Origin of the sequence: Amycolatopsis sp. DSM 110486, from assembly GCF_019468465.1 — a bacterium.
Taxonomy (GTDB): Bacteria; Actinomycetota; Actinomycetes; order Mycobacteriales; family Pseudonocardiaceae; genus Amycolatopsis.
The window spans coordinates 8,954,899-8,967,009 of sequence record NZ_CP080519.1; the positions used below are offsets into that span (position 1 = coordinate 8,954,899).

The 12,111-nt window shown below is 71.6% G+C and carries 9 protein-coding genes; 1 reads left to right on the forward strand and 8 read right to left on the reverse strand.

Annotated elements, in window-relative coordinates; genetic code table 11:
- Nucleotides 1-113 precede the first annotated feature (113 nt).
- Nucleotides 114-1,136 carry an LLM class flavin-dependent oxidoreductase gene (locus tag K1T34_RS43270; RefSeq protein WP_220240423.1) on the forward strand — a complete coding sequence of 341 codons (1,023 nt, stop codon included), beginning with the start codon at nt 114-116 and terminating at the stop codon, nt 1,134-1,136.
- A 48-nt stretch (nt 1,137-1,184) separates the two neighbouring features.
- Here K1T34_RS43270 and K1T34_RS43275 read toward each other — a convergent pair whose 3' ends face one another.
- The 8 genes from K1T34_RS43275 to K1T34_RS43310 all read right to left on the reverse strand — a co-directional run bounded on the left by K1T34_RS43275 (nt 1,185) and on the right by K1T34_RS43310 (nt 12,030).
- The gene (locus tag K1T34_RS43275) at nt 1,185-2,879 is read right to left on the reverse strand and encodes an amidohydrolase (protein WP_220240424.1); all 1,695 of its coding nucleotides are present in this window, start codon (nt 2,877-2,879) and stop codon (nt 1,185-1,187) included.
- 397 nt (nt 2,880-3,276) lie between these two features.
- A complete protein-coding gene (locus tag K1T34_RS43280; protein ID WP_255637999.1) occupies nt 3,277-6,396 on the reverse strand; it encodes an amidohydrolase family protein in 3,120 nt (1,039 codons plus the stop codon).
- Between the two features lie 170 nt (nt 6,397-6,566).
- On the reverse strand, nt 6,567-7,499 hold the full coding sequence (locus K1T34_RS43285; RefSeq protein WP_220240425.1) for a TIGR03619 family F420-dependent LLM class oxidoreductase: 933 nt from the start codon (nt 7,497-7,499) through the stop codon (nt 6,567-6,569).
- An 88-nt stretch (nt 7,500-7,587) separates the two neighbouring features.
- Nucleotides 7,588-8,211, reverse strand: coding sequence for a TetR/AcrR family transcriptional regulator (locus K1T34_RS43290; protein ID WP_220240426.1), 624 nt, complete (start codon nt 8,209-8,211; stop codon nt 7,588-7,590).
- A gap of 314 nt (nt 8,212-8,525) precedes the next feature.
- Nucleotides 8,526-9,059: a hypothetical protein gene (locus tag K1T34_RS43295; RefSeq protein ID WP_220240427.1), complete on the reverse strand. Its 534-nt coding sequence runs from the start codon at nt 9,057-9,059 to the stop codon at nt 8,526-8,528.
- Nucleotides 9,060-9,172: 113 nt separating this feature from the next.
- Nucleotides 9,173-9,994: a nuclear transport factor 2 family protein gene (locus tag K1T34_RS43300; protein ID WP_220240428.1), complete on the reverse strand. Its 822-nt coding sequence runs from the start codon at nt 9,992-9,994 to the stop codon at nt 9,173-9,175.
- 137 nt (nt 9,995-10,131) lie between these two features.
- Entirely contained in the window at nt 10,132-10,539 is a 408-nt protein-coding gene (locus K1T34_RS43305) for a YkvA family protein (RefSeq protein WP_220240429.1), read from the reverse strand.
- 63 nt (nt 10,540-10,602) lie between these two features.
- Nucleotides 10,603-12,030 carry a helix-turn-helix domain-containing protein gene (locus K1T34_RS43310; RefSeq protein WP_220240430.1) on the reverse strand — a complete coding sequence of 476 codons (1,428 nt, stop codon included), beginning with the start codon at nt 12,028-12,030 and terminating at the stop codon, nt 10,603-10,605.
- Nucleotides 12,031-12,111 lie beyond the last annotated feature (81 nt).

Consider the following 12,111-nt stretch of genomic DNA (forward strand, 5'->3'; position numbering starts at 1 on the left):
ACACCCCCAGTGTGCGTTCCGGGGTCAGTTTACCGGCCGGGGCGACCCGCGGCGAGGACGTGAGCCGCACCGCGCGCGGGAATCAACCGAGGCCCGCGTACGCTTCCACAGGCGTGAAGAACATTGGTTTCCTCTCGTTCGGCCACTGGTCGGACACCCCGCACTCCGAGACCCGGTCGGCGAAGGACTTCTTGCACCAGTCCATCGACCTGGCGGTGGCGGCCGAGGAGCTCGGCGTGGACGGCGCCTACTTCCGCGTGCACCACTTCGCGCGGCAGGCCGGCAGCCCGTTTCCGCTGCTCTCGGCCATCGGCGCCCGCACCTCGAAGATCGAGATCGGCACCGGCGTGATCGACATGCGCTACGAGAACCCGCTCTACATGGCGGAGGACGCCGGCGCGGCCGACCTCATCTCCAGCGGCAGGCTCCAGCTCGGCATCAGCCGGGGATCCCCCGAGCAGGTGATCGACGGCTGGCGTTACTTCGGCTTCGCCCCCGCCGACGGCGAGACCGACGCGGACATGGCCCGCCAGCACGCCGAGGTCTTCCTGAAGGTCATCGAGGGCGACGGCTTCGCGCAGCCGAACCCGCGCCCGATGTTCGCCAACCCGCCCGGCCTGCTGCGCGTCGAACCGCACTCGCCCGGCCTGCGCGAGCGCATCTGGTGGGGCTCCGGCTCCAACGCGACAGGCGTGTGGGCCGCGAAGCTCGGCATGAACCTGCAGAGCTCCACCCTCAAGGACGACGAGACGGGCGAACCCCTGCACGTCCAGCAGCGCAAGCAGATCGAGGCCTACCGCGAGGCGTGGAAGGAGGCCGGCCACGAGCGCGAACCGCGCGTGTCGGTCAGCCGCAGCATCTTCGCGCTCACCAACGACCTCGACCGCGCCTACTTCGGCCGCGACCGCAACTCGCAGGACCAGGTCGGCATGATCGACGAGAACACGCGCGCCATCTTCGGCCGCTCCTACGCGGCGGAGCCCGACGAGCTCGTGCGGCAACTCAAGGAGGACGAGGCCATCGAGGCCGCCGATACCCTGCTGCTGACGATCCCGAACCAGCTCGGGGTGGAGTACAACGCCCACGTGCTGGAGAGCATCCTGACGCACGTGGCGCCGGAACTCGGCTGGCGCTGAAGTTCTCCACCGAGGCCCGGCCGGTTGGCCGGGCCTCGGTCGTTGCGGTCAAGCCTCGTGCACCACGCGCCCGCCGACGACGGTCATCTGGACGGCGAGGTCCTTGATCGAGCCCGGGTCGGCGGTGAGCGGGTTGGCGTCGAGGACGACGAGGTCGGCGAGTTTGCCGGGGTCGAGGGTGCCGAGGGTGTGTTCGGCGAACTGCGTCTGCGCGCTGCCGAGGGTGTAGAGGTGCAGGGCCTCGCGGGCGGTGATGGCCTGTTCGGGGCCGAGGACGTCGCCCTTGAGGGTCTCGCGCGTGACCATCCAGCCGAGCGACCACAGGGGGCTGGGAGGGACCACGGGGGCGTCGGTGCCGCCGCCGGCGACGAGGCCGGCGTCGAGGATGTCGCGGATCGGCACGGCGCGGGAGCCGCGTTCGGCGCCCCACCACTTGACCTGGTTGGCGCCGAGCAGCACGGGGTGGTCCTGCACGCTCGCGAGCAGGCCCATCTTCCGCATGTGCGCGAGGTTCGGGCCGCTGGGCAGGAACAGGTGCATCAGCACCCAGCGCAGGTGCGTGAGCGACGTGTCGCGGTGCACGGTGGCGAGGACGTCGACGATGAAGTCCATCGCCGCGTCGCCGACCACGTGGGTCTGCACCTGGAACCCGTGCCGTGCGGCGCGGAGGTACATCTCGGTCAGCTCGTCCTTGCCGCCGGGCGGCAGGAGCTGGACGCCGTGGTAGTCCGGGCTGGTCTGCTCGCCGGGGACGAGCTGGTAGGGGTCGCGCAGGAAGCCGCCTTCGACGCCGCCGTCGGAGAGGTACTTGAGGCCGTCGAAGCGGAGCATGTCGTCGCCGGTGCGCGGCTTGAACGCCGCCACGGCCGCGTCGACGTCCGCGAGCGCCGCGATCCGCCAGAGCAGGTGCGCTCGCGTGGTCATCTCGCCGTCGTGCCACAGGCGCGTGTAGATCTCGATCTGCGACGGGTCCAGCCCCGGCTCGGTGACGCCGGTGATGCCCAGCGCGTTGTGCTCGGCCATCTGATCGCGCAGCTGCTGCCGCTGCTGGTCGGCCGACGGCGGGGCCGGCAGGAACGGCGTGACGAGTGAGCGCGCGCGTTCCAGCAGCACTCCGGTGGGTTCGCCGCTCGCGTCGCGGACGATGACGCCGCCCGTCGGGTCGGGGGTGTCGCGCGTGATGCCGGCGAGTTCCAGCGCGCGGCTGTTCACCGTGGCGACGTGGCCTCCGCGCGGGATGAACACCGGATTCTCGGGCGACACCGGGTCGAGCTCGGCCCGTGCGGGCAGCCGTCCTTCGGCGAGGAGGCTTTCGTGCCAGCCCGACCGCGCCTGCACCCACGCGCCGGACGTGCTCGCGGCGACCCGGGTGCCGATGGCCGCCACGACGTCGGCGATGCTGCGCGCTTCCAGCAGCGACACGTTCGGCCGGTCGAGCGCCGAGGTGAACTGGTGCAGGTGGCTGTCGATGAGCCCCGGCAAGACGGCGCGGCCCTTGAGGTCCACGGTGCGAGTGTGCCGCCCGCCCAGGCGCAGGATTTGGTTCGACGTCCCTGCCGCTTCGACGCGTCCGCCGCGGATCGCGATCGCCTGCGCGGTGCGCCCGTGCAGCGCCGCGGTGACGACGTGGCCATTGTGGAGGATCAGGTCGGCGTCGGCGCCGGCGCCCGGTTGGGCGGCGGCGTTCGCCGGTGTCCCGAGCATCATCGGCGTCACGGCGAGCCCGGCCGCAGCGGCGAACAACGTCCGCCTCGAGACCGCGGAGCTTTCCCGCGCTTCAGAACCGCACAACTGGCACATACTCCGACCCTTCGGACGAAAGACCCGTGGTACATCGCGTGCTTGTGGCGGCGGTGACCGTATCAACACATCGGGGTCGAGTAATAGATCTTCCCAACCGAAGATCCTTTTGCTACAGCGGCGTCAGCCTGTCCGGATCCGCCGGTTCAGGACAGGAGGCGCGAATCGCCGGCCGGCCCGCCGTGCGGCCGGTGCCGAACCGCCGCTCGGACCGCGTGCCGGCCGGCGATGGCGGCCGGCGCAGCCGCGCGCACTTCGTCTACATCGGACTTGAGGTCGTCAAGGTGGCGGGTGGTGGGGCTCGTCGTGCTCGGGATCGCGGCGCTCGCCGGATGGCGCCCTAGTGCCCGCTGCAGCACGACGTGCGGGCCGCGGCGACGTAATGCGGGTCGTGCCACCAGAAGGCGGCGTTGGCGGGGTGGTCGGGGATCGGGGCGAGCCGGGTGTTGACCACGGTCGTGGACGAGGGTGACGCCGAGGCGAAGGGCGCCAGCAGGTCGTCCACCGTGTGCACGCGACCGGCCACCAGGGTCTGCCGGACGTCGGCCGCGGCGGTGATGTCGGTCAGCGGGTCGGCGCCGAGGACGACGACGTCGGCGTAGCAGCCACGGGCGATGCGGCCCAGCGGCTCGCCCAGGACTTCGCCTGCGATGCTCGTGGTGGTGGTCAGCGCTTCGTAGGGGGTGAAGCCGTACTTGACCATCGCGCGCAGGTTCATGTGCGTGCTCACGGCGGTGTGGTCGATGGGGGAGTCGGTGCCGGTGACGACGCGGCCGCCGCCGCGCAGGATGGCGGCGGCCTGGGCGACCTGGCGCCGCAGGTTTTCCAGCAGCGCGGTCTGGTCGGCGGATTTCGCGGCGGTGACGGAGTTCTGCAGCGACGTGTACTCCCACGCCGGGTACAGCGTGCGCACGCGGCGGTCGGTCACGAGGCTGGTGTCGTCGCGGAACAGGGCACTGGCGGCGAACAGCGTGGGCGTGCGCGCGGCGCCGCGGCGGACGAAGGGTTCCACCACGTCGTCGTAACCGGAGCCGAGCAGGGACACCGTGCGCGAGTAGCCCAGGCGGTTGGTGGCGCCCATGTGTTCCATGCCGTCGCCGCCGAAGGCGAGTGCCGGGTGGTGGTAGTGCGACGTCACGGGCAGCCGTCGTGCGTGAGCCCAGTCGATCACGCGCCGGTGCATCTCGGGGCTGAGCCGGACGTAGGCCTTCATCAGGTCGTAGTCGAGCTTCTCGGCGCGTTCGAGTTCGAGCTCCAGCTGGCGCTCGTCGAACGTCGGGCGCATGAAGTTGTAGTAGATGCGCGAACCGTCGATCGCCTCGCCGGTCGCGAAGTACCGCGGCCCGAGCCGAGCGCCGGACTGGATCGACTCGCGTTCCTCCACCATGTGGTACGCCGGGCTGCCGGGGGAGCGGGTGGTGGTGAAACCGAGCGAAAGCCACAGCCGGCCCTGGCGGTCGCCGTAGCCGTACCCCTGCATCTGGCGGTGGTTGTGCATGTCGATCATCCCGGGCACGACCACACCGTCGCGCGCGTCGACGACCGTGCCGTCGAGCCCGCTGCCCGCGCGTTCCACACTCGTGATCCGCCCACCGTCCACGACGATGTCCACCTCGGACCGCAGCGTGCGCGAGGTGCCGTCCCACATCCGCCCGGCCCGCACCACCACGCGCCCGCGGCTGCGGGCGTTGGTCCAGGTCAGGTTCGTGGGGACCGTGCGCGGCTTCCCGCCCGAAGCCGCGACCAGCCGCAGCCGGCCGTTGTTGAGGTACAGCAGCGTGCGCGAGTCGCCGCTCCAGCTCGGCGCGTCGGTGACCTCGTCGGTGATCTGCCGCGGTTTCCCGGCGAAGGTGCCGTCCGCGTGCACGTCCACCACCCACAGCACGCTGGCCACCACGAACGCCATCCGCCGCCCGTCCGGCGACCACACCGGCCCGTCGTCGCCGCGGGTCTGCAGCGATCGCTCCGGCATCGGGTCGACGTAACGGCCCTGGCCCGTCGCGACGTCCACCAGCAGGATCTTGCTGAGCCCCTCGCGGTAGCGCGCGGAGAACGGCTTCACCGCGGCCAGCGCGATCACCTTGCCGTCGGCCGACCACGTCGGGCGCCCGGGCTCGAACGTCGCGGTGAAGATCTGCCGCACCGCTCCCGTCGCGACGTCGACGGTGTGCAGCGCGCCGGTCTGGTCGAGGAACGCGATCTTCGTGCCGTCGGCCGACCAGGTGCCCGACACCGCGGCGAGGCCGGGCAGGTTCGTCAGCTGCCGGTCCTGCCCGGTTTTCAGGTCGCGGATCCAGAGGTCGAGCGTGCCGCCGCGATCGGTGGAGTACGCCAACCGAGTGCCGTCCGGTGACCACGCGGGGTCGCTCTTCCACCAGCCGTCGCCGGTCAACGGACGCGGCGGACGGCCGAGCTCCATCACCTGGATGTCGTTGAGCGCCCGGAATGCCACGCTCCGGCCGTCAGGCGACAACACGGGGCTGCCGATGCCGAGCACGGGATTCGGCTTGGTGGAAGTGAAGTCACGCGGCCTGGCGTGTACCGGGCCCTTTGCGACCGTGACGGGAGCGGTGAACGGCACGTCCGTCGCAGCACCGCCGCTGAGTTTGCGGCGCCGCAGCGCGCCGTCGGCGGTGTAGAGGTACTCGTCCGCGTTGAGCCACGAGACGCGGAACGGGAAGACGTCTTCGCCGGTGAACAGCGGTTTCCCGCCGCGCACCAGCTCCGCGGCGCCCACCGCGATCGGTGGCACCCCACCGGAGTACCGCGCGTAGACGAGGTCGCCGCCGTCTGGTGTCCACATCGGACTGTGCAGCACAGTGCCGGGCTCGGTGGCGAACGTGCTGCGGGCGCCGCCGGCGACCGGGACGACGTCGATCCTCGTCCCGGCCGCCACGAAGGCGAGCTTGCTGCCGTCCGGCGACCACGCCGGTTCGTACTCCTCGTCGGCGGTGTCCGTGACGAGCGTGGCCTGGCCCGACGCGACGTCCAGCACGTGGATGCCGTAGCTGCCCGGCGCGTCGGACGAGTAGGCGATTTTCTTGCCGTCCGGCGAAAAAACGGGCTCCCGGTGGTCGAACGGCCCGCTCGTGAGACGGCGCAGACCGGTGCCGTCGGCCCGGATCGTCCACAGGTCGAAGCTGCCTTCGCGGTAGGACTGGAACACCAGCGCGGAGCTGTCCGGCGACCACGTCGGCATCGCGATGTCGAACAGGTCGCCGGTGAGGCGCTTGGCCTGCCCGCCCCGCGCCGGCACGAGCCACAGGACGCCGAGCAGGTCGAGGGCGACTTGGCGGCCGTCCGGGGAGACCTGCGCCGCGACGTTCGTGCCCTGGCGCACCGCGAGCGACTGACCCGCGCGGGGCTCGGCCACCGCGAGCCCGGCGCCGGCCGGGCCGAGGCCCACGGCCCCGACCGCACCCGCCACGCCCGTCAGGAATCCCCGCCTGTTGACCGTCACCGAGCCCCACCTCCACCTCGACGCAAGATCGAACCGGACCCTAGTCCCGAAGTTGCGCCGTGAGTGAACACTCGACCACGGAACGACACGAACAGAGCAGTCGTCTTGCCCGGACGTCCCCGGTCACCGGGGCGTCGGGGGCATCCGGGCGACGCCGAAAGGCCCGATGATCAGATCCCGGCCGCGCCGAACGCCGCGTGGAACTCGGCGAGCAGGTCGCTGTACTCCTCGATGTCGCGTGAGATGTTCGGCAGCGTCAGCACCGACTCCTCCACTCCCGCGCCACCCAGTTCGGCGAGGTCGCCGAGGATCTGCTCGATGCTGCCCTGGTACGGCGGGCGATCTGCTGTCTCCACACGCACGAACTCGCCGCCCAGCGCGATGATCGCGATGCAGCGGATCGCCTGCGGGTCCCGGCCGTGCTCCTCGGCCTGCTTGCGCAGGTCGGTCAGCGTCGAGGCGACCTGGGCGGGCGGCACCATGACCGGAAGCCAGCCGTCGGCGCGGCGGGCGATGCGCTCGAGCGGCTTGCCCGACCAGCCGCCGAGGAACACAGGGATCCGCTCGGCGGGTTTGGGGCCGGTTTCGGCCGGCCACAACGTGTAGCGCTCGTTCTCGAACGACGCCGGGTCCGGGCCCCAGACCGCGTCGGCCACGTCGAGGAACTCCTCCAGGGCGGCGCCGCGCTCTTTCATGGGCCGGGGTGCGGTGGCGGCGAACTCGTCCACGGACCAGCCGGTGCCGAGGCCCGCGATCACCCGCCCGCCGCTGATCGCGCCGATCGCGGCCAGCGAGTTCGCCAGCCGGTAGGGCATGTGCAGCGGCGGCAGGAGCACCGAAGCGCCGATCCGGACCCGCGAGGTGACGGTCGCGGCCATCGTCATCGCCACCAGCGGGTCGAGCACCTTGCGGTAGACGTCGGGCCAGGCGCCGTCGCCGTACTCGGTGAGCCGGTGGATCCCCGTCTGGTCCTGCGGGTAGAGCACCCGTTCGGCCACCCACACGCTGTCGTAGCCGATTTCCTCGGCCTCGCGGGCGCCGCGGACCAGGTCGGTGCTGGGGTCGAACTTCCAGTTCTGGGGCAGCGTTACGCCGAGCTTCATCCAGGTCTCCTTGCTGACCATTAATCATTGACTGTTAATCAATGATCAGCGTACGCCGAAACTGGTTGAGCGCGAAACCATGTGCGGACTATAGGTGGGCGAGTGCCTTAGTCACGTCGAGGGCGGGATCCAGCTCGTGCGCGCCGCGCAGGGCGCCGGCGAGCAGCGCGCAGAACGCCTCCACCAGTGCGTCGAGCCCGAACGGCCGGTCGGCACGCAGCCAGTCGGCCGTCAGCCGTTCGGCGCCGTCGGCGAACGAACGCAGCGCCGCGGCCACGGCGGGGCGGTCCGGGTCGAGGCCGAGCAGTCCGGCGAGCACCCGCAGATTCCGGTCGCGGAGGCCGGCGAACGCCGGGTCCCGGCCGGCGGCGAGGACCAGGTTCAACGCCATGTCGGGGTGCGCGGCGAGGAAGGTGACGAACCCGCGGAAGCGCGCCCGGATCCGATCGGGCACCGTCGTCGGTTGCTCGGCTTCCTCCGCTTCGCGCAGCTGCTCGTAGACCTCGGCCACGGCGGCGACGTACGCGCCTTGCTTGCCCTGGAAGTGGTGCGACACCAGCCCGTGCGCCACGCCGGCGGCGCGCGCGATGTCGCCCACGGTCACCTCGGCGTAGGGCCGCCTTGAGAACTCGGCCAACGCGGCTTCGAGCAGCTTCTGCCGGGTCTGCTCGGCGGCGGCCTGGCGCGCGGTCGGCGGCTTCTCGGGGGTCACGGACCGTCACGGTACTGCAGGTCGCGGCCCGCGTCGTTCGTGGTCACCGTGAGCGCGGTGGAAACGCGATTCTTCTTCGCAGAAAGAATCGTGAAGAATCGGTCAGGATTCTGCGACGGTGAAACCGCTCACGCACATGCCCGCGGTGGCGAATCCGCTCACGACTTGACCGAGAATCCTGCGAAGGCGAAACATTGTCATTTCCTCCCTGTCGATTCCGGTGGGCTCTCAGGAATCGAAGGTAACAGGAAAAGGGGGAGCCGCCAGGCTGAAAACGATCTTGCATGCTTTCGTGCCCGCGGTGCCGGTTCCGCTCACGCTCCGTCGTGGGCAAGGGCTTTCCCGGGCGCAGTGCGCCGGACCCGGCCCCACGGCCTGAACACCGTCAGCAGATAGGCGAACAGGAGCAGGCTCGGCGCCACGACCATCGGGGGCAGCAGATCGACCGGCTGTGCGGGGCCGCCGGCCATCAGCGCGCGGGCGTAGTCGGCGGCCGCGTCGATCCCCGGCCGCAGCGAGAACAGGATGAGCACCGCCATCAGCAGGTTCACCGCCAGTTTCGCGGCAACCCACCAGTACCGCACCAGGCCGTACCTCGAGCCCAGTCCGAGCACGGCGCCGGTGCCGAGCGTGAGCACGCTGGCCGTGAACATCGGCCACACCGCGAAGAACCGCAGCGCACCCAACGAGGTCGCTTTCACGGTGAGGTCATCGGTCAGCAGGGCCGTGCCCGCGAGGACGTCCAGCGCGAGATCGAGGCCGAACCACGCCGCCGCGGCCACGATGTGCCCGACGAGGAACGCCTTTCGCGCGCGGGCACTCAGCCGCCACTCCTGTCCGGTCCCCATGCCGTCTCCCCCTTCGATGGCCCTCTGTGTCCATCGTCGGGGGAAGGTGGGTGCGCGTCGTCCGTCGAGCTGCGGTACTTCGGCGTACTACTGCGCGCGTACGCGGGTGGTGGTCACGCGGCCGGCGCCTCGATGTCGTCGTACACGCGGACCGCGCTCAGCAGCCCGTCGGGGCCTCGGTCGAAGACGCACACCCCGGCCTGCGGTGGCACGTCGTGCCGGCCCCAGGCGACGCAGTTGTACTCGAGGACGCAGCGCACGCCGTCATCGGTGACCACGCACGGTTCCAGGTGGACACCGCCGGCGGCGAACGTCTTCGTGAAGAACTCGCGCAGCTCGCCGGGGCCGGTGTGCTGCGTGTGCGTGCCGATGGGCTCGCGCAGGTAGCCGATGGGGGCGAAGGTGCCGACGATCGCGTCGGCGTCGCCGGCCGCCAGCGCCGCGAGATAGTGCCCGACGACGTCGCCGAGCGGGGTGTCGGCGGACGCGAGGATCGGCGGCCGCAGGTGTCGGCGCCCGTCGACCGGCCACTGGCTGCAGTAGGTGCGGAAGACCACGGACCGTTCGGTCGCCGACTCGGCGACCACCGCCACCGGCCAGGCCACCTCCTGCCCGTCGCCGCCGAGCCACGCCAGCAGCTCGACCACGGCCCGGCCGCCGACGCGCGTGGTCGCGATCGTCTCCGCGCGGGCGTGCTGCTCGCCCAGCCAGACCTGGTTCACGTGGACGAAGTGCCGCAGCTCCTTGCGGCTGCGGATCTCCCCGGCCCGGGGGTCGAACACCGCGACCTCGCCGGGCCAGACCGTCTCGAGCGTGCGCGCGTCGCCGTCGTTCAGCGCCGCGAAGAACTGCCCGACGGGATCCGCGTGCCCCTCGACGCGAGTCTGCTTGCGCGCCAGCTCGGCCGCATTGACGAAGTCCGGGAACCACGGCATCTCGACCCACGCTCCTTCTCCCGAGCGGACACCCGGACCCCACCCTGCCGTGTCGGGCGCCGCGGCGACAGTCCCGACGGGCTGACTTCACCCGGTGTATAACGCCCTACACGGCACGGCGAGTGCTCTCGTCCGGGTCAGAGGCCGGTCAACCGCGTCAGACCGGCGAACCCATCTTCGGTGCCGGGCCAGTGGGCCCGGACGGCGTCGATCCCGGCGTGGCGCACGACGCTGCGCAGAACGAGGGTGACGACGATAGCGTCGTCCGCGTAGCCGAGCACCGGGATGAAGTCCGGGATCAGGTCGATCGGCAGCGCCAGGTAGACCAGCAGCAGACCGAGTCGCACCCGCACGCCGCGGGGGAGCTCCCGGTCGGCGGCCAGGCGGCGGATCAGCCGCAGGACGTCGGGAAGCAGGCGCAGCGCCTCGCGCAACAGGTCGCCGCGCGGGCGGGCCACGACGAGCACGGCCACGAGGGCGAGCCACAGCAGCAGCAGCCCGGCGGCGACCCCGAGCACCAGGTCCCACCAGAACGAGCCGGTCACCGGTTCGGGCCGGGGTCTTCGGAGCCGAGGTCAATCGTCACGGCCTGATGCTACGGAAGCCCTTCAGGACCGCAGTTGCCGGTTCTTGATCCCGTACTGCGCCATCTTCCGGTAGATCGTCGCGCGGCCCATGCCGAGCTCGGCCGCCGCGCGGACGACGGTGGCCCCGGGCTGGGCGAGACAGCGGACGATCTCGTCGCGTTCCATCGCCTGCAGGCGGCTGAGCCGGTGGCCCGTGGTGGTGAACACCTCCGGCGGCAGGTGGTGCGTGTCGACGGTGTCCGCGCGGGCGGCGGCCTCGGCGACGATGCGTCGGAGCTGCTTGGCGTTCTCGGGCCAGTCGTGGGTCGCCAGGGCGCGGGTGGCGGCCGGCGTGAAGGAGACGGCGCGGCCGCGGGCGCGGTGGGCGAAGTGGTGGGCCAGGGGGAGGATGTCGTCGGGCCGCAGCCGCAGGGGCGGGAGCTCGACGACGGTGTCCACGAAGGACAGCAGCGGCTGCGGGATGGCGGCGGAATCCGTTGCGGTCAGGACGAAACCGGTCGGGTGGCCGGTGAAGCGGGCGGCCAGCTCGCCGGCGGCCCAGGCGGGCAGGGCGTCGACGCCGGAGACGATCACGCACGTGTCGGCCTTGCCGACCTCCGGGGCCCACATCGCGAGCCACGCGTCCACGTCGTCGGGCGCGGGCGGTCGTGCGTTGAGCACGCGCTCGCGCGGGTGCAGCTCACGACGGGCCAGTGCGGCCAGCGCCGTCTTGCCGGCGCCCGGCTCACCGACCACCGCGACGGTGCGGCCGCGGCCCATCGTGTCCATCGCCTCCAGCAGCGCGTGCTGCCACGCGGCCGAGAGCTCGGGCGGGTCGATGCGGTCGGCGTACACGCGGAAGACTTCGCCGCGCGGGGCGGGGCGCGGGCGGCGGCCCGAGGCACGCGCGAGCATCAGCGAGGAGGTGTGCCCGGCGGCCGTCTGGGCGAGAGCGAGCAGCAGGCCCGACGACTGCTCGGACCACGTCGTGAGGTTCACGCTGCCCGCGAGCGCCCCCGTGATCGGGTCGAGCACCGGCACGGCGGCGCACGTGTAGCCGCGCAGGCTCGTGCAGTAGTGCTCACCCGCGCGGACCAGCGACGGCGTGCGGTCGGCGAGCGCCAGGGCGAGGCCGTTGGTCCCGGCGTTGCTCTCCGCGTAGGAGAACCCGGGCGCGAGGTGCACCCGATCCAGCGACCGGGTCATCCCCGGGTCGCCGCACAGCCGGCTGAGCACCAGGCCTTCGCTGTCGGTGAGCATCAGGCTGATGGGTTCGTCGGCCAGCGTCGCGTGCAGGCCGCGCAGCACCTCGTTGCCGCATTCGAACAGCAGCGAGCCCGTGTCGACCGTGGCCGTGAACACGGGTTTCACCTCGTCGTCGGGCACCCCGTAGCGCGCGCTGCGCCGCCAGGACGCCCGCAGCCTCGGCGTGGTGTCGCCGCGGGCCTCGAGCCCCTCACCGCGTGTCATGCCACCTCCCGGAAGACGCCACACTGCGTCTAGGCCGATCGTGCGTCCGGCTTGGGCAAGGCTAGAAGACCCAGGGTAGCC